Source organism: Caldivirga sp. MU80 (genome assembly GCF_001663375.1).
In the GTDB taxonomy this organism is placed as follows: Archaea; Thermoproteota; Thermoprotei; order Thermoproteales; family Thermocladiaceae; genus Caldivirga.
Genome location: NZ_LCTF01000002.1, coordinates 12,998 through 30,623 on the forward strand (window position 1 = coordinate 12,998; position 17,626 = coordinate 30,623).

The window sequence follows — 17,626 nt, forward strand, 5'->3', positions numbered from 1 at the left end:
CTTACGGTCTCGTCTATATCACACGCGGTTTTTATGAATTATAGTTATGAGTGAAGACGCTACTTTTCGATATGCAATATCATAATTGCCGCTTCTAGGATACCTAATGGTGCTGCTTCATAACTAATAAAATTGCAAATATTTACCCTTTCATGTATAGAATTTTTCTGTAAACATTAATTAAATACTTTTGAAAATAAAAATTATTAATTATGTAAGTGTTAAATTCGTGTGAGTGGGTTTGGGAAAATTTATTAAATGGCGACTTGATCTTGGTTCTGATGATAGACCTGGTATTGCTTATATTGTTTAAGGCTGGTGGATTACCTTTCATTAATTACACAGTCTACTTTCCATTAAATACAACGGTGATTAATGTTAGCCTTCCTGTTGTGCCCATTCCCGACACTATAGAGGCTGTTAATGACTCAACAGGCGCCCCTATACCCGTTAGCCTATATCCAAACGATACACTGGTTATCTTCGCCTTTGGCGGTGGCTACGTGTCAATTATGTATTACGGCAACTACACGTTTAACGGTAAGGTACTCCTCTACTCCTTTAACGTAAGCTCCACTACCAACGTGACCATAGTCTTCCCACCGTACGTAATACCATTTAACCTACCCTTAAGCATAGTTAGCTACAGGATCATTAATGGGTCAACGTTGGTGGTTACGCTTCCACCTGGACGCTACACGATACAGTACGCCTACGTACCCAAAGGCCTGTTAACCTCAACGACGACAACCACACCCACAACTACGGCATCCACCACGACCACTACCATGACTACTACATCCACAAGCACCAGCACCACCAGCAGCATTACCAGTAGCCCAACCAGTACAGTAACGCAAACGGCAGTGGTGACTTCATCTACGACTTCATCCATAACCACCACTAGCCCACAGTCAACATCAACAGTTACGTCAACGGCACCCAGCACCACTTCAACTTCAACCTCAGCCACTAGGCCGCCGCCTGTTAGTAACTCGGTCTCACCACTCTACATTACAGTGGCCGTAGCCTTGATAGTGATAGTGTCTGTGGTAGTTATGTTGAGTAGGCGTAGGGCCATTGAGGCTGTTGAAGGACGTAACCTCGATGATGTAGATAAGTTGATAATAGCGACCCTTAGACAGTACGGTGGCTCACTGTACCAGTCACAACTGCAGCAGTTGACTAACCTACCTAAGACAACCCTCTGGCGCCACGTCATGAAGCTTAGGGATATGGGCATTGTACGCGTGGATAAAGTTAATGGTTTGAATAAGGTCACGTTATTAACACCATAACCTACATAACTTCAGTGATTTTACCTTTTAAGGTAAGTGAACTTCGAGGCGGCAAACTATCAATGCCACTTGATACCTTTGGTGTTGGATGTGGGTGAGACTAATGCCTAGCGGACTCGCATTCGCCACGATGCCGATGGTAATGTCCTAAGCATATACTAACCTGGTGAGGGCTTTAAACCAATAGGAAGCCGTCTCTCTGGAGGCGGCGGAGGTGTTAAACCTCCACCATCTCCTTCTCGACGGTCGCCCCGAGCCCCCTCACCGTAGTGGCTCCCCAACGGTCACCCGCGGCTCCCAGCCACTGCGGACCTCGGAAACCCAGGGGTACGGTTAGGGGTGTTGGAGATGGGTTAATAACCCCATCGCTTTATCACCAATGGTAACAAACCCTACGAATAATCATGAAAAACCGAAACTACCCCTAGGAGCAGTTTTCCTTACCTTAGAGGGTGGTGAGCGGTTAACAAACTCTAAGAATGGGTAGGTTTACTGACTTCACTGCTCATTACTGTAAACATGTCTTCTATTGAATTAATGCTTTAAGAGTGTGGGGTTTAGAACCTAGTTGTGATAATTGAAACCTACGATACCGGTGGTAGGAGGCTACTAGTTGCTTTCACGGAGTCCAGCGTTGCCTACAGGGATATAACCAACGTGTACAGGTGGTATAGGGGTATATTCATACCTGGTATTGTGGCTGGTGTGGTTCTCGTAATCGGTTCAATAGCCTACTCCATATTAATGTATCAAAATACGGCGGTACGTTACCCCTATCAGCCTTACTACATACTAATAGGTGGCTTCGCCGCATCGATAATTATCCTAATTGCGGTGAGGTTAAGTAGGCCTAAGGTTGAGTGGCAGGCAACGGTTATACCAGCCGCCCAGGTGTGGGTCATTAACGTCTACTCTAAGAGTGGTATAGTTCACGTGTACAGGTATGGTTCACAGACTCCTGAGTTATCGCTAAAGTTAAGCGGTAAGGACTTGGTAAGGTTACTCAACTCCCTTGGGGTTGAGCCGTGGGTAAGGAAGGTTACAGTTTATGAGCAGTAGGTTGACGTTAATCAGCTTGATTGTTAACTTTTCACTGAAGTGTAAAATCTATGTAGGGCTCCTTCAAATCCACCATAGCGTTAACTACTAATTCAGCCAAGCCCCCGTAGTGAATGTTGTATAGTTCAGTGGCCCTGTAGTGGGTTAATAGGTCCCTTAACTCACCCTTGCAGTTTGAGCAGGGGGCGCAGACGTACTTAGGTATCTTGGGGTCCATGGTGTCTTTGAAGGCTTCGAGTATCTGCTTAAGCTTCATCCTGGATGCAACCTTAATCCTCCACTCAGGGAAGTTAAGGGAGGTCATTATTGCGAAGCCACTACCACCACCGCAGCAGTAATTATAAACCCCATGTGGCTCCATCTCCCTAAACAACGGCGCTACGGCCCTGAGAACCTCCCTCTGGGGCTCCACTATGCCTGCCAGCCTAACTATGTTGCATGGGTCATGTAGCGTAACCGGGAAGTTATTCCTGGATGGGTCGAGATTAAGCTTACCACTTTTAACAATATCCCTCAGTATCGGTAGGACACTCTCCCTAGGCACCCTATCACCACCCTTAAGTAGCCTATCTGCAACAACAAGCAGGGCCTTGGTTGCGTGGCCGCATTCACCGATAACTATCCTTTTAACCTCAAGCTTCCTAGCAACCTCAACATGCCTCATGACTATCCTGGATAACTGAACATCATCATACCACACCCCATAGTTAACGGCATCATAGCCGAGTAGTTCACTGCTAAGGGTCCAGCTTAACCCAGCCTCCTCAAATATTATTGCGTAGGCAGCTGGGTTCTCAGGCCATGAAATGTACTCCCCGGCGTTGTGTATGAGCAGTATGTCCGCACCCTTCTCATCAACAGGTATCTTAATTCTCCTGCCGAGTTTCTCGTAAATCAAGTCCTCCATGAACTTAACCATGTTCATGAAGGCCTTGGGGCTCATACCCGTTGATGAACCCGACTTAAGTTGAAGCACAGTACCCTTCTCATGTATGGCGGTGGGTGCTATGCCAAGTTCCTCGCTGAACAGTTTCCTTATCTCATGGGCTATTAAGCCATTGTCAATGCCGAGTGGGCAGACTTGGACACATCTTCTGCATAAGGTGCACCTGTAGGCTAATTCACCAAGCCTGAGTATAGTGTATGCGTTTAACTCAATACCGGGGCCCGGCTTTTTGGCTATGTACTTGTTGTAAATCCTCCTCAATACCTCAGCTCTATACGTTGGCCTGTATATATCCTTCCTCCCACTCGCCATGTATATGGGACATGCCTCTGCGCAGTTTTGGCACTTTGCGCAGTAGTCTAGTGAGAGTAGTAGGGGTTGTAGGAACGTCCAGTTACCCTCCTTTGAGGTCAATTTTCTTAAACCCTCAAGGAACCTTTTAACCAACTGCTCCTCCTCATCCCTATTCCTCGGCTTCCATGGAACGTCAATGGCCACGTAACCATCCAGCTCCGTGACGTAGCTCTTCACCCAATCCGATTTAGGCCCCGTCATTGGTGGTTCCATACCTGGTTTATCGTAGGGTGGTGGAAGTGGCATTAGGTCGTTAATGGTTAACTTAATTAGCTGATCACTAGGCTTACCCATATCCCTAATCCTCACAATATCCCCCTTCCTCATCAGGAACCACCCATTACGTTGCCTTCCCATGATTCACCATGTTTAATGTGTGTTGCATTCCACGGTAGCCTCAACGCTGTTAAATCCCCTATTTCATCATCAAGTTGACCTAAATTGGGTTCATCATCCCAAAGAACCTTATGGTACGTGAAGTACTTACCTATGAAGTGTGTTATTTTCGTGAACGGTATATAAGCTATAAGCACCTGGGTAAACACGACGTTAACTATTACCGCTGGAGGTAAGTACGGCACTGTTGATGCGCTTACCAGGCTTACCATGAATTCCCTCGCCAGGTTGAAGTATGGGTCATAGGTCCATGCAACCATTCCACTGATTAACGGTAACAATACAAGGATGAGGTTAAGGTAATCGGGCCATGTTGTGTAATCCCTCAGCACAGGGTTAATGAGCCTCCTGGTAAGTAAACCAACACCCCCTATTATCCCTAATACGTCACCAGTACCGCCAATAATTAAGGTAGCGTATAGGAGGAAGGTTGCCCAGGGGCTGCTTGATGGTATTGGTACATGCATGTAGGCGATTGTTACGGCTCCCAGGAGTATTAGTAGGAACCACACTAGTATTAGGTATATGCCTAAGTGGAATGAGTACGATAATGCCCATAGCCTCCTATTGTTGTTATAAATCCTCTTTATGAAGAGCATCTCCTTAAGCAGCTCCTTAAGTTCACCAATAGTGGAGACTTTACGCCCCCTACTCCACCAAGAAGCCTCCTCCAGGTAACCACCGCCATACTCAGCCTTACCTGCTTCATGGGGGACAGGGTAAAGTTCCCATCTAAGGTGTATGGGCATTGTTGACCACCTCCACCACCTATATGAAATACCGGCGATGAATATTAACAGGGTGATGTAGGATGAAAACTTAAGAAGCTGCGTAATCATGGTTAATCACCCTAACAGTCTTAGCGCTACCTAGGGCTGCCGCCACGTTCACTTTACTTACTGGGGGTAGGTTCATGCGTAGCCCTCATGTTAATTATTAAAATTAATTATTTCACTTGAGCCGTGAAATGGTGAAAGGGATGAATGGTGAGAAGTTAAGTGGTAGGTAGTCCTCGTGATGTAGCCTTACACTTGTAGATGCACATTACAGGTGCATTACACACCATATAGCCTATAGCATGAAATACACTGCTGTGGCGGTAAATATTCGAATGCGTAATCCTCCACAAGGTTCATTAGCTCACCCTCTAGTAGGCTCCTTCTACTGAACTTAACCCTGAAGTCTATGTAATCCTTACTTAGCCATACATCAATCAAATGCTTATCATTAATGTTACCGAAGCTTACTTTACCTAACTTAAAGCACCTGCCCATGAAGCACCTGGGTATTTCATGGCCATTAACTGGGAGGTTCAGGAAGACGCATGGCGACACCTCACCATTCACATTTATGAATACGGTCTCTGTTGGCTTCTCTGGGCATTCTATCAATTCCCAGCATGTTAATGAGTAGCTGAAGGCCTTAATGCCAAGCTCCTTAGCCCTCCTCATGGCCATGTCCACTATGCGTTTAACATGCTTTGACTCCTCCTCGTAAGGGTCGCTGAAAGCCCTCCATGTAATCATGTTCCTGCTAAGTACATAGGATAGGTTATCTAAGGTAACTTCCTCAATACCTAGCCCGCTGCAGAGTTCCATGAACTCTGGAAGTTCATGAATATTCATGGGAAGCATTATGAAACTTGCAATGACCCTAACATCACTACCCACACTCCTTTTCACAGCTATTAAATCCTTAACGTTCCTTATGATTTTATTAAAATCGCAGCCCCTTCTTATTAAGTCATGAGTTGCCGCGTGGGCCCCTGCAAATGAAATCGCTATCACGCTGATGCCCCTACTGAGTAGTTTCTCCGCATGGTCCCTATGCAGTAGGGTTGCATTGGTTGTAAAGCCGAAGTTCACCTTACCAGAGATCTCATTAACCAGGTCCATGAAGTTTGGGTGAAGCATTGGTTCACCCCACCCCTGCAGGTGCATGTACTCTATAGTCCTGACCTCGAGGGCTTCCTTAATTATTTTATGAAACAACTTAGGGTTCATAAATGTGGATGTCCACCTATCCCTAAGTATCGTCCTTGGGCAGTAAACGCAGTTTGCATTACATGAACTTGAGATTTCCACCTGCAGGATTCTTGGGAGTGAAGAATCATGTTTTTTAACTGAAATGGACACGCATACCTCCCCTACTTCGGTGGTGGTAGACCTGCGAAGAGGGCTATGGATAAGCCTAGGGCTATTAGTATTATTATAGTCAGGGACACCACGTAGGCCACAATCATGCGCCCAGCCCCTATCTCCCTAAATGTCCTGAACCTGGTTGTTAAACCTATGGACATGAATGTTAGTGCGAAGAAGAAGTATCTAAATAACTCAGTCTGGGGCGTTACACCGCCTGTCATGAACTTAGCCGCTGTTACTGTACCAACACTGAAGCCAATACCCCAGAGTATTAGCCAGGTCCCTATGTAACCGAGGACGAATTTGGGGAACCTGAACCATATTTGTATTGCTGGGACTTTCTCACCAGGCTTCCTCTCAACCCTCGTAACCCAAATCACAGCTAGTATGAACGCCCACAGGCCGATCCATATATCAATGAACACCTTATTCATAACAGCTGTGCTCATGACCCAGGTCTTATAGGCGGCAAGCCCAGGCTGAGCACTAATTAAGGCATCAGCTAACGCACCGCTCGCGGCAGCTGCGCCATCAGTCTTAACGGCAAGCCCCATCCAGGCGCCCGCGGCGTATGGTGCCCACTTTAGGATTGTGGCGGCTATGAATGGTAGTATGACTAGTTCCACTGCAGCGAATAGCACAATTATAGATGATACGGTTGCTGGGATTATACTTGGGGCACCTATTGCCGCGGCCGTGGCTATTGCGGCAGATACACCACATATACTGACACCCGACGCCAGTGTTACTGCCCACTTTGTGTCAAGCTTGAATAGTCTACGCGATACTAAGTAGGAAATGGGCCAGTATATTAAATAGGCGGCCACTATGGCTATTAAGGACCTCTCCACGAGCGTTACCGCCAGTGACATGTAACTAAGCGATGTGGCGCCCACTAGTGCACCGAGTAGCACTATGGCTGTCTTTATGTACCACTCAGTCCTTGCACCAGTCTCCAGTACAGTAGGTAGTTTCTTATAGAATACTAAATTGGATATTAAGAGACCAATTATTAAGAGGTATATTAATATGCCATCCTTACCCACAGGTATTGACCAGGTGATGTGCAACTTCGCGTATTGGTTAGGGGTTGCATTAAAGTAAGCATAGCCGAACAACCACCAGAAGCCGAAGGTTAGTATGAACATTATTGTAAAGCCAGCTACAAACCTTCTGACGCTATGCCCCATAGCCTTAGCTGCGGCGGTCAATATAGCTAAGAGGAATAGATAGAAGAATACTATACTTAGTATTGGATTAAGTCCCACATATGCCTTTGTCATGGTTGACTGCCCAACAACCACCACGCTCTTCAATGGGTCCATCCATGGGGCATTAACATTTGGAACCCAGCCAAGTAGGTAAACACCGTAGTAGCCTGGTAATGACAGGAAGAATATTAAGAGCCCTATCCAGAGTGCCCACCAATCCTCCTTCTTCCATAACGAACTCCAGGAGATAGATTTACTCATAGTAATCATTTGATGGCTTTCAAGCAGTCTTTTATACTTTACTTTAGTTAAAAGCAACCTAAGTCAGTCATAAATGAAATTTAAATATTCAACTACATCTATTATTATACTTATATATGTAATATTTCATTTATATAGTGAAATAATTTTTAACGACAAATTCATTATCACTATGAAAATTCAAGTATTAATAATCTAGGTATTGATTTAAATTGTTGATAACTACTGAATTATCATAATTATATTAATACTCATAGTATCATTTATAAGCTTAGCCCAGTCTAGTTTGCAGTAGGTCAGTGTCTGTGAGGTAAGTTTCACAACTGGGTCCTATGAAACCATCGGTAGCCATGGATCGTCCAGTGGTAATGCTAAGATCGCATTGAGTGAGGGTTTATTAAGGGGATTATTTCCAAGTTGCTTGGTTATCTTGTTTCCGAGATCCGTGGGGTTAGGGACCCCCGGCGACGGGTGGGGAGCCGCTGCGGTGAGGGGGCTCGGGGAGACCGCTGGGAAGCAGACAGTGGGAAAGCCATAAAACCGCCGCCTGCTGAGGGACAGTGAGGTATGAGGTTGTTTAAATGTAGTCTTTGCGGATCTGAGGTACCTTTTAGTGAAGTTGCCTATATTAGAGGTAGTGTTGTTATTTGCAAGAAGTGCTTCCCAACGTACTACGTCAAAAACTGCACCTTCTTGAGGAGAAGACTTGTCGGTGAGAATCCCCCAGCCTGTTCATTCTGCCAATATAGGAAGGCATGTGACTCCTACATAGAGTCTCTTAAGGAGTCTACAGGATGAGGAGCCTAATCTCCACCTTTTCATATGATACTAGGCTTTTTCATCATGGCAAGCGTGGTTGGGGGGTTTGTATCCTTACCACGTAGACCTCCACCGTCCTCCTGGGTTTCCTGTGGTGCCTATAGGTGAATGGTATTGTTAATTTAAATCCAAGCATAACCTCAACATTACAACCACACACCTTGGCCACGTTGATGATGTGGTTCTCGGTGCCGGCCTTATGCACGCTGTACGTAACTTTAGATAGGCTTAGTGAATTAAGCAGTATCTTAGTGTCAATACCCCTGGGGCCCCATATTCCAAAGGGTGGGTTTTGAAACACCGTGTCCATTGCCCTGGCTAGGGCCGGCATTGTGAAGTCCATGACCACTATGTCAACTAAACCCAATAGGTTCAGTTCACCAAGATACCTATACGCATCCCTTGCCGCATCCTCATCAATATCAATGCACAGCACCTGGGTTGAGCCAAGTAGTGCGGCTGCGGCTGAGAACCTGCCTGTACCGCATACTGGGTCAATAATCCTCTTCCCATTAACGTCACCCCTGAGGTAGGCTAGCCAGACGATATCAGCCACCATGCCGGCGTCTGTTACGTACTGCTCAAGGTTAAGCTTAGGCTTACTATAGCCACCTATACCCTGGATTATGATCTCAAGCTCCCTCTTACTACTGACACCATGCCACACCATACCCATTATTACCCATGGGAAGTGCGGAGGGGGATTAATACGAATTTTAAGCGCAGCTACCCATCGGCTTAAGTGACTGTGAAACCTTGCGGCAAGTCTCCTTAAGCTCCCTGGCTTTATCCTCAGGTGATGAGTCGTAGGTGAACGTCCATAGCCCCCACTCAACCCCAGCAGCATACTTAAGCTTGTTGGCGTCCCTAAGCATTGGGTAGAATTCAACGTGCATGTGGTATGATTCATCGTTCTTAACGGGCCCCTGGTGCAGTGCCATTATGTAGGGCATGTCCCTCACAAGTACGTTATCGAGGATTGCCGTTGTTACCCTAAGTGCATCGGCAAGTGTTGTTAATTCGCCGTCGCTTAACTGGGTCATCTTCTGCACATGCCTCCTCGGTATTACGTGAACCTCGTAGGGCCACATCGAGTAGTAGGGTTTGATGACGTAGTAGTCGCTATTGGCGTAGAGGACTCTTTCACTAAGCTTAACCTCCTCCTCAAGTACACTGCACAGTAGGCACTTACCAGTCCTCTTCATGTATCTCCTCATGTTCCTTAACTCGAGCCTAACCCTAAGCGGTACGTAGGGTAATGCATACATTTGGCTATGTGGGTGCGTTAAGGATACCCCAATCTCCTTACCCTTATTCCTGAAGAAATAGATGTACCTAATGAAGCTAACCTCCTCAAGCTCCCTCATCTTATCCCTAACACCCCTCAGCACCAGGGTAAGGTCCTCAAGGGGTATTTCGTGGAGGTCGGATAGGTCGTGCTTAGGGGTCTCCACTATGACGAAGCAGTAGCCCAGGGAGCGCCTGGCCCTAAAACCATCAACCTTATGTGCCTCAGGGGCGTTGGGGGTCAGCATTGGGAACCTATTGGGCAGTATTAGGAAGCGCCAACCCGTGCCAGTCTCCTCATTACCCTCGTCAAAGGGGCACTGGTTACTGGGTTGCCATGGCCTAGTCTCCCTAACGCTGGACACCATTACCCACTCCCCTATTAACGGGTTATACCTAAGCTCCATCACCATGTGCTAGTGCTTATTAAGCGCCCAGTTATATGCATTGTTAATGATAGTCTCATCAGCCCCAGGTAGGGTTGACTTATTTAACACGCACCAGGACTACAAGGGATTGCCTGTGATCCCAGCCGCCGTGGACCTTAGGACTTACGTTGAGGGTGAGTTAAGGATGGGTAACGTTGTTAAGGTGCGTTCAGTCAACATGGGTGAGGAGGTTGAGTTGAGGGTTGATGATAAGTTGAGCGTTGGATCATGGAGCAGCTACGTGCTGGCTGCATTAAAGGTACTTTCAATGCACGGCTACTACATAGGCGGCGCCGAGTTAACCATCAGGAGTGACGTACCCATTGGTTCAGGGTTAGCCAGCAGTGCGGCATTACTGGTGGCTGTGGTAAACTGGTTTAACAAGGCCTATGGATTAGGGCTGAGTAGGAGGGATATTGCGGAGTTCGCATATGAGGCGGAGCACAACGTAATGGGTATACCATGTGGTAGGCTTGACCAATACTCCTCATCATACGGGGGTTTGATAATACTTGAAACTAGGCCACCCTACAGGGTTGAGGAATTGGGGGTTAAGGGGCTTGACTTCATAGTTGTTGATTCAGGCGTTAGGCACAGCACCATGAGCGTCCACACCGTTAGGCAGAGGGAGCTTAGGGAGGCCTTAAGCATGCTCAGGGAGTCCATGCCTAGGGAGTACTGGGGTGAGCTTAGTAAGCCCCTTGAAGAGGTTAACTGGGACTTAATAGCTAATGCGACTAAGGACTACTTAAGCACCCTTGACGATACGCACAGGAAGAGACTTGAATTCACGATACTTATGAATGAATCCACGAAGAGGGCAATAGCTGAGTTAAGGAAGGGTGAGCCGGATAGGAGGGTCCTGGGTGAGGTAATGAATGAGCAGCATAGGCTACTAAGGGACCTGTACGAGGTCAGTATACCTGAGCTTGAGGAAATTAAGAGGCACCTGGACTCAAACGGCGCCCTTGGGTCTAAGATAAGTGGCGCTGGGATGGGTGGTTCAATGGTTGCGTTGGCTGAGAGTAGGGAGGACGCTAAGAGGATTGTTGAATCCATTAAGGGTAGGTGGAGGGCTTGGGTAGTATCCATTGATCAAGGCGTATCCTAACGCCTACCATTAGGTTTACTTTAAAAGGGGATTTAGGCTGGGTTAGCAATGGCCAATAAGGTTAAGATTGTCGCCACAATTGGCCCTTCATCGGAAAGGCCCGAGGTGGCCGGTAGGTTAATTAAACTTATCGATGGGGCTAGGGTTAACTTCTCACATGGGGACGTGAGTACTTGGGTGAGTAGGATTGAGTTAATCAGGAGGGTTAACCCAGATATACCGATACTAGGTGACCTACCTGGCCCGGGGGTTAGAACTGGTGAGATGAGTGACCTAGCCTTTAACAAGGGTGACATGCTAACCTTCAGGTTAGCCAATGAGGGCAAGGGCTACGTGCCAGTACCAGTTAGGGAGTTCTTCAACATTGTGGATGAGGGCGACGTGATAGTGATGGATGATGGTAGGGTTAAGCTTGAGGTGGTTAACAAGCGTGACGATGAAGTCTCCTTAAAGGCCCTAACCAACGGTATCATTAAGTCCCATAAGTCAATAACGGTGATGAATAAGGACTACCCCCTGCCGATACTTGGCGATAGGGATAAGGAGGCCATTAACGTAGCCGCTAAGTACAACCTGGAGTACCTTGGTTTAAGCCATGTGAGGAGTGTTGAGGATATTGAGAACGTTAGAGACTACCTGAGGAGGATAGGGTACTCGCCAGCCATAGTGGTTAAGGTTGAGACGGCTAGTGCAGTTAACAGGATTAGGGATATCGCCTGCAGCGCCGACTATGTAATGGTGGCTAGGGGTGACTTGGGCATGGTGTTTAACCTAGAGGAGGTCCCTAAGATACAGGAAAAAATAATCATAACCGCTCATTCATGTGGTAAACCGGTTATGGTAGCCACGCAGCTACTTGAATCCATGGTCAACAACCCTGTGCCAACCAGGGCTGAGGTGGTTGACGTAATGACCAGTGTACTTCAGGGCGTTGACTCACTGCTGCTCACCGATGAAACAACCATGGGTAATTACCCAGTTGAGGCTGTTGAGTGGCTTAGGAGGATAGTCAGCAATTACGAGGGTCAAGTCGCCCCAGGGCCTAGGGTTGACTTAAACGCCTTTGATGATAGGATGAGGTTCGCCCTGGGGATTGCCGGGCTAGCCGACAGCATCAACGCTAAGATAGTTGTCTTCACTAAGAGCGGTTTAACGGCGATAAGGCTATCGAGGTATAGGCCAAGGGTCCAGATACTGGCTGGCACACCCAGTGAGACCATTGCCCGTAGGCTTAGGTTACTGTGGGGTGTGGAGTCTAGGGTTGTTAAGGATGATGATTACGATAAAGGTATGGTCGACACGCTTAACGCCTACATTAAGGATGGCCTGGTGAACCAAGGGGACTTGGTCATATTGACCTATGGCCTTAGGCCGGATTTAAAGGAGTATGAGCATGTCATTAAGTTGATTAGGGCACGGTGAACAACACCACAGTGCCACTCTCAGTAATTTTATGAAAAATAACTAATTTAAACACCCTCAGCCTTAGTAGGTGCGTGGTGGATTTAGAGGATATAACAGTTAGGGAGTTGGAGTACCTAAGGGTCATTAATGAGGAGGATTCACCAATATCAATAACATCCCTATCCAGGAAGTTGGGTAGGTCGGCCTCAAGTGTGTACGAGGAGGTTAACCACCTAATTTCCAAGGGCTTAGTCTGCAAGGGCCCTGAGGGTGTCTACTTAAGTAGTGATGGTAAGATGCTCCTTGAGCTCGTTGACAATAGCCACAGGATAATTGAGACCTGGCTAGTTGGCCTTGGGTTTAGCGTTGATGAGGCGTGTAGACTGGCGTCAAAGATGGAGACCACCATGCCCATTGAGGTCCTCAGGAAGCTTTACGAGAAAATAGGTAAGCCGAGGTCATGCCCCCACGGTAAACCAATAACGTTCAGCAGTACAGTCATTAACAAGGCTTAATGCAGAGACCTAAGCCCTCCTGGGGGTCCTGGCCCCACAGGCAGTGCAGACGAGCACGTAAATCCTATCCTCCTTAACTAGGTACGTGTCGATGGAGCCGCAGACTGGGCAAGTTACGTAAAGCCTAATGTACCTCTCGTAAACGGCCTCTAGGGTTCTTGGGGTACGTTCAGCGTATATGACCAGTGACCCATTTGGATCAACATTGCCCGGCACCGCCAACTCCTTAATGAAGAACCTGGCCATGTGGGTGACGTCCCTGTTCAACCTATCGGCTATCTCCTTAAAATTCCTTATTATGGTTCTCCTGGGCTCAACCTCAACATTAAGCTTAGGTATCTCCCCCCTCCTCTCAACCCTGGGTGCCACTATCTTATACGCCCTCTCAAGCAGCTTGAGGTAAAGTGGATCAACGGACATAACCCCGGTTCCACTGGGTCTGCTTATAAAATACTCGTCAACACGGCTCCTTAACCACCGCTTAGCCAAGGTATTGGAACCTCGTCAAGCCTCCACCTCTGCCTAATTACACTATCCTCGATGCTAACCCTCACCCCACTCCTGTAGGCTAGTAAACCAGTCCACGCAATCATCGCCCCATTGTCACCTGCATACTCTGGAGGAACAACATGCAGGATGACTGAGTACTCAGAGGCCACCGTCTCCATTATACCCCTTAGGATTGGGCTCCTAGCCACGCCACCCGCCAACACCAATTCCCTCTTACCCAGCAGTGCTAAAGCCCTCTCGGTCACCTCGGCAAGCATGTAGTAGGCCGTGTTAACTATAGATAGGCAAACATCCTCAACTCTCCTCCCCTCCTTAACAAGCCTCACAGCGGCCGTGTATAAGCCGGCAAAGGACATGTCCTGCCCCTTGACGGTGTAGGGTAGCTCAAGCATGACCTTACCCCTCCTGGCACACTCCTCAAGGTGAGGAACACCTGGGTTTGGTAAGCCTAGGAACCTGGCGAACATGTCTAGGCAGTTACCCACGGATATGTCCATGGTTTCACCAAACACCCTATACCTACCCCCCGAGTAGGCGGTCACCATGGTGTGCCCACCCGAAACCAGGAGGACTAGGGGATCCCTAGCCCCCGTGGCCATTTTAGCCACCTCAATGTGGGCAACCCCATGGTGGACCGGTACCAGGGGCTTGTTAAACCTAGCCGATATGAACCTAGCCACAGTGGCCCCAACCCTGAGGGCTGGACCAAGGCCAGGGCCCTGTGAAAAGGCGACTGCGTCAATGTCGCTTAACCTAACCCCAGCCTTATCTAGCGCCCTATTGAGTAAACTAGACACGACTAGTATATGGTGGTCAGCGGCCTCCCTGGGGTGAATCCCAGAGCCCTGAGGGGGTGTGTACGTGTCGTTCTCGTTAGCCAATACGCCGTGTTCATCAACTATGCCTATCCCTATCGTGTGGGCTGTGGACTCAATACCTAGGATTATCACCAGGATTAACCATCTCTGCGCGCTATTTAACGCTTACCCAACTAAATTTAACCACCACTGCTTCAAGGCAGGTAAAGGTTCGTAAACGTTTATTAAGGTTCAATGGGTGACGTGCTATTGACCATGGAGCCAAGGGTGTTTAGCTAATCTAAGGATGGCGTTGACGTTACCTACCCCTACCAGTTGCCCTCTGCCTGGGGGCCTGGCCCTCGAATATCGTGTAGCCGCATTTACCGCAGTGCCACCTGGGCACGGGTTCCCTGTGGTAAGCCATAACGGAGCCGCACCTGGGGCATAGCCTCCTATTGAACCTAAACACACCCTTCTCCATGTCGATTATGTACCATGTGTGCGCCCTAGCCTTAACCGATGCCTTACCCATGGTTAACTTGGTTCAGTTCCCTTTTTAAAGATAGCTGGATCAACACCGTTTCTCAGTAGGTGGTGGTTTACGTTCACCGCCATCTACCTCTCAACGGTCGCCAGGGACTTCCCAGCCACTACGGATCTCGGAAACCCAGGGCAACCAATCAAAGGTATTAAGGCTAGTTTTATAAATTTTATAAATCTAACCAGGGATTTAGCAGTCAACGAAAAATAAACACCACAAACAATCATGAAAACCGAAACACCCCAAGTTAAGCAATATTTATAGGTGTAACCCAGTGCCCACCACGTGAAGAACCCCATTGAGGTTAGGAAGATTCAGATGGCTGGGAAGTCATCCCTAGCCGTGACCATACCCAAGAGGTGGGCTGAGGTACTTGGCATCAGTGCCGGTAATCCTGTTTACCTGGAGTTCAGGGGTTATGAGGTAGCTATTTTACCCGCCTTAATGGTTCATGAGATTGAGGTCCAGAGGATAATTGAGGTTAAGCCTAATGAAACCTCGGACTCGGTGATTAGGAGGGTAATCAGCGCATTTATCAAAGGTGCGCAGATAATTAGGGTTAAGTTCCTTAATGGCACCAATAAGGAGCTCATTGATGAGGTTACCAGGGAGATAAGTGTACGTGTGCCTATAGTTGAAACCATAAGCCACGGTAATGGGGAGATTAAGGTTACTGTACTGTCACCCACCAGTAGTATGCCCATTAAAAGCTTCATAAGTAGGATGAGTAACGTGGTCTCAGGTATGTTTAAGGACGCTTTGAGCTTGATTAAAATGAACCCTGAGGAGAGGTTAAGCATAGCTAGAGATATAATGGACAGGGATTACGACGTTGACAGGAACTACATGCTTATACACAGGTTGATAAACATGGCCGTGAACGGGGTGATAAACATCAGGAGCATTGAAATTGACGATAGGTCGGAGCTCCTATCCTGCCTACTCGTCTCGAAGTCGCTGGAGAGGTCAGGTGACCACTCTTGGAGGGTCGCCCAGTGGATGCTTGAGGTAGGTGCCGTTAATGTTGACGTAGCTGACACAATACTTAAGCTGGGGGATGAGGTAAGTAATCTCCATAAATCCGCAGTGTTAGCCTTCCTAAGCAAGGATGTTGATAAGGCGCAGGAGGTCTTGGACATGAGAAATGAGGTCACTAATGCGAGGGTTAAGGTTAATAACCTGCTTAAGCTACACGGCATAAGTGGGCCATTAAACTTGGTCATAGAGTCCATAGGTAGGTTAGCCGCCTACGCCTACGACATAGCTGAAATAACCCTAGACACCTACCTCTAACCCGGCCTGAAGCATGGGATTAATTGATAAGCCACTGGTGTTGGGTTATATTTGCCTAAAGTTTAAAAGTTAGGCCTATTAAGGTTCATGATGTCGAGCCTATTCGACAATATTAAGCCCCTTACCATTGGGCAGGAGAGGCTCATCAACGTGCTTAAGGATGACAGCAACGAGGTGGTCGGTGTCTTTGGCCCCACTGGGACAGGTAAGAGCTTCATAACCGTTATCTACGGCATATCGGCTGTGCTTGGCGGCAAGTTTAAGAGGTTGATAATAGCCAGGCCGCTCATAGATATAACCAGCGGTAGGTTGGAGTCACCTGAGGAGTTGGGTGACTTATACTACAGGGTTGCTGGCCAGTACCTCTACGACATAATGGGCGACATGGTGCCTAGGGATGATATGGAGAAGATGCTTAGGGATGGTAAGGTGATTGTTACTGATGTGAACTACCTGAGGGGTAGGACATTCGATGAATCCCTAATACTCCTAGATGATGCCCAACACGCACCACCTGAAAACGCCGCTGAGGTACTCATGAGGATGGGTAGGAACGCCAGGTTGATAATTGCGGGTGACCCAATACTACAAAGACCATTGGGTATTGAGAAGGATGGGGCAACATTGATGAGGGAGGTTTTGCTTAACGAGGAGAGGGCTATGGTGGTTGACCTGGGTTTGAAGGACATAGTTAGGCCGGGGGCTAAGAGGGGGCTTAAGCTGATGTTTGAGCTTAGGTTGAGGAAGAGGAGCCTAAGTGATGAGGAGAGGAAACTGGTGGACACAATAAGGGTGCATGCGCCGGACGCCGACGTGGTCACCGTGGCCAGCTTTAGGGATATTAAGGAGAGCCTTGAAATTAAGTCTGAAAACGCCCCAGACGCCCTGATAGTGGCTAAGGAGGGTTACCTAGGTAGGGTTGTGGGTAAGGGTGGTGAGAGGATTAAGGCCATTGAGAATGACTCAGGCTTCAGGTTAATAAGAACAGTTGAAATGAGCCTAGACTTCAGGCAGTGGATACGCACAATGCACCCTGTGGGTTGGATAACCAAGCACATAGTTGACGTGGACTTTGCGGGGCCTGAACTACAGGTGATGCTGAGGAAGGAGATGGGGGCCTTCGTAGGCCCTAGGGGGGTTTACATTAGGCTACTTGATAGGGCATTTAAGAGGCTACTCAACATAGGGGTTAGGGCCATTGAAGAGGGGCAGCCCTCCGAATCCAAGTAATTACCGCAAATTCGTCTATTGC

General features: G+C 47.8%; 16 protein-coding genes. 7 read left to right on the forward strand and 9 right to left on the reverse strand.

What is annotated here, in order from left to right; genetic code table 11:
• The first annotated feature begins 281 nt into the window (after positions 1-281).
• A complete protein-coding gene (locus tag AAX04_RS00640) occupies positions 282-1,298 on the forward strand; it encodes a winged helix-turn-helix transcriptional regulator (RefSeq protein WP_066792751.1) in 1,017 nt (338 codons plus the stop codon).
• Between the two features lie 570 nt (positions 1,299-1,868).
• The gene (locus AAX04_RS00645; protein ID WP_066792752.1) at positions 1,869-2,357 is read left to right on the forward strand and encodes a hypothetical protein; all 489 of its coding nucleotides are present in this window, start codon (positions 1,869-1,871) and stop codon (positions 2,355-2,357) included.
• Positions 2,358-2,388: 31 nt separating this feature from the next.
• On the opposite strand, the gene AAX04_RS00650 is transcribed toward AAX04_RS00645, so the two are convergent.
• The 6 genes from AAX04_RS00650 to galT all read right to left on the reverse strand — a co-directional run bounded on the left by AAX04_RS00650 (position 2,389) and on the right by galT (position 10,185).
• Positions 2,389-3,984, reverse strand: coding sequence for a (Fe-S)-binding protein (locus AAX04_RS00650; RefSeq protein WP_066792915.1), 1,596 nt, complete (start codon positions 3,982-3,984; stop codon positions 2,389-2,391).
• Positions 3,984-4,892: a respiratory nitrate reductase subunit gamma gene (locus tag AAX04_RS00655; RefSeq protein ID WP_066792754.1), complete on the reverse strand. Its 909-nt coding sequence runs from the start codon at positions 4,890-4,892 to the stop codon at positions 3,984-3,986. The genes AAX04_RS00650 and AAX04_RS00655 overlap by 1 nt, the downstream gene beginning before the upstream one ends.
• Positions 4,893-5,108: 216 nt before the next feature.
• Entirely contained in the window at positions 5,109-6,188 is a 1,080-nt protein-coding gene (locus tag AAX04_RS00660; protein ID WP_238377740.1) for a radical SAM protein, read from the reverse strand.
• A gap of 11 nt (positions 6,189-6,199) precedes the next feature.
• A complete protein-coding gene (locus AAX04_RS00665) occupies positions 6,200-7,666 on the reverse strand; it encodes a putative sulfate exporter family transporter (RefSeq protein WP_238377741.1) in 1,467 nt (488 codons plus the stop codon).
• Between the two features lie 841 nt (positions 7,667-8,507).
• Positions 8,508-9,161, reverse strand: a complete 654-nt coding sequence (locus tag AAX04_RS00670) for an METTL5 family protein (protein ID WP_066792760.1) — start codon at positions 9,159-9,161, stop codon at positions 8,508-8,510.
• Positions 9,162-9,201: 40 nt separating this feature from the next.
• The gene (gene galT / locus AAX04_RS00675; protein ID WP_202904398.1) at positions 9,202-10,185 is read right to left on the reverse strand and encodes a galactose-1-phosphate uridylyltransferase; all 984 of its coding nucleotides are present in this window, start codon (positions 10,183-10,185) and stop codon (positions 9,202-9,204) included.
• Between the two features lie 40 nt (positions 10,186-10,225).
• On the opposite strand from galT, the gene AAX04_RS00680 reads away from it, so the two are divergent.
• The 3 genes from AAX04_RS00680 (at position 10,226) to AAX04_RS00690 (ending at position 13,230) form a co-directional block, all read left to right on the forward strand.
• On the forward strand, positions 10,226-11,311 hold the full coding sequence (locus AAX04_RS00680) for a galactokinase family protein (RefSeq protein ID WP_066792762.1): 1,086 nt from the start codon (positions 10,226-10,228) through the stop codon (positions 11,309-11,311).
• Positions 11,312-11,359: 48 nt separating this feature from the next.
• A complete protein-coding gene (gene pyk, locus AAX04_RS00685) occupies positions 11,360-12,733 on the forward strand; it encodes a pyruvate kinase (RefSeq protein ID WP_066792764.1) in 1,374 nt (457 codons plus the stop codon).
• Between the two features lie 74 nt (positions 12,734-12,807).
• A complete protein-coding gene (locus tag AAX04_RS00690) occupies positions 12,808-13,230 on the forward strand; it encodes a metal-dependent transcriptional regulator (RefSeq protein ID WP_084761111.1) in 423 nt (140 codons plus the stop codon).
• Positions 13,231-13,239: 9 nt separating this feature from the next.
• Here the strand turns inward: AAX04_RS00690 and AAX04_RS00695 are convergent, their stop codons facing one another.
• From AAX04_RS00695 to AAX04_RS00705, 3 genes are all read right to left on the reverse strand, one after another.
• Complete coding sequence (locus tag AAX04_RS00695; RefSeq protein WP_066792767.1) at positions 13,240-13,650, reverse strand: translation initiation factor IF-2 subunit beta; 411 nt, start codon at positions 13,648-13,650, stop codon at positions 13,240-13,242.
• A 50-nt stretch (positions 13,651-13,700) separates the two neighbouring features.
• Positions 13,701-14,690, reverse strand: coding sequence for a KEOPS complex N(6)-L-threonylcarbamoyladenine synthase Kae1 (gene kae1, locus AAX04_RS00700; RefSeq protein ID WP_066792769.1), 990 nt, complete (start codon positions 14,688-14,690; stop codon positions 13,701-13,703).
• Between the two features lie 166 nt (positions 14,691-14,856).
• Positions 14,857-15,072 (reverse strand): 30S ribosomal protein S27ae, encoded by a 216-nt coding sequence (locus AAX04_RS00705; RefSeq protein ID WP_066792771.1) that lies wholly within the window; start codon positions 15,070-15,072, stop codon positions 14,857-14,859.
• A gap of 294 nt (positions 15,073-15,366) precedes the next feature.
• On the opposite strand from AAX04_RS00705, the gene AAX04_RS00710 reads away from it, so the two are divergent.
• Positions 15,367-16,374 carry a phosphate uptake regulator PhoU gene (locus AAX04_RS00710; RefSeq protein ID WP_066792773.1) on the forward strand — a complete coding sequence of 336 codons (1,008 nt, stop codon included), beginning with the start codon at positions 15,367-15,369 and terminating at the stop codon, positions 16,372-16,374.
• 90 nt (positions 16,375-16,464) lie between these two features.
• The gene (locus AAX04_RS00715) at positions 16,465-17,604 is read left to right on the forward strand and encodes a PhoH family protein (RefSeq protein WP_066792775.1); all 1,140 of its coding nucleotides are present in this window, start codon (positions 16,465-16,467) and stop codon (positions 17,602-17,604) included.
• Positions 17,605-17,626 lie beyond the last annotated feature (22 nt).

Excerpts from the sequence above, each read along its gene's own strand:
- AAX04_RS00640 (WP_066792751.1), top strand. The coding sequence starts at position 282 with ATGATAGACCTGGTATTGCTTATATTGTTTAAGGCTGGTGGATTACCT.
- AAX04_RS00650 (WP_066792915.1), bottom strand. The coding sequence starts at position 3,984 with ATGAGGAAGGGGGATATTGTGAGGATTAGGGATATGGGTAAGCCTAGT.
- AAX04_RS00655 (WP_066792754.1), bottom strand. The coding sequence starts at position 4,892 with ATGATTACGCAGCTTCTTAAGTTTTCATCCTACATCACCCTGTTAATA.
- AAX04_RS00665 (WP_238377741.1), bottom strand. The coding sequence starts at position 7,666 with ATGAGTAAATCTATCTCCTGGAGTTCGTTATGGAAGAAGGAGGATTGG.
- AAX04_RS00670 (WP_066792760.1), bottom strand. The coding sequence starts at position 9,161 with ATGGGTATGGTGTGGCATGGTGTCAGTAGTAAGAGGGAGCTTGAGATC.
- galT (WP_202904398.1), bottom strand. The coding sequence starts at position 10,185 with ATGGTGATGGAGCTTAGGTATAACCCGTTAATAGGGGAGTGGGTAATG.
- AAX04_RS00680 (WP_066792762.1), top strand. The coding sequence starts at position 10,226 with ATGATAGTCTCATCAGCCCCAGGTAGGGTTGACTTATTTAACACGCAC.
- pyk (WP_066792764.1), top strand. The coding sequence starts at position 11,360 with ATGGCCAATAAGGTTAAGATTGTCGCCACAATTGGCCCTTCATCGGAA.
- AAX04_RS00695 (WP_066792767.1), bottom strand. The coding sequence starts at position 13,650 with ATGTCCGTTGATCCACTTTACCTCAAGCTGCTTGAGAGGGCGTATAAG.
- AAX04_RS00705 (WP_066792771.1), bottom strand. The coding sequence starts at position 15,072 with ATGGGTAAGGCATCGGTTAAGGCTAGGGCGCACACATGGTACATAATC.
- AAX04_RS00715 (WP_066792775.1), top strand. The coding sequence starts at position 16,465 with ATGTCGAGCCTATTCGACAATATTAAGCCCCTTACCATTGGGCAGGAG.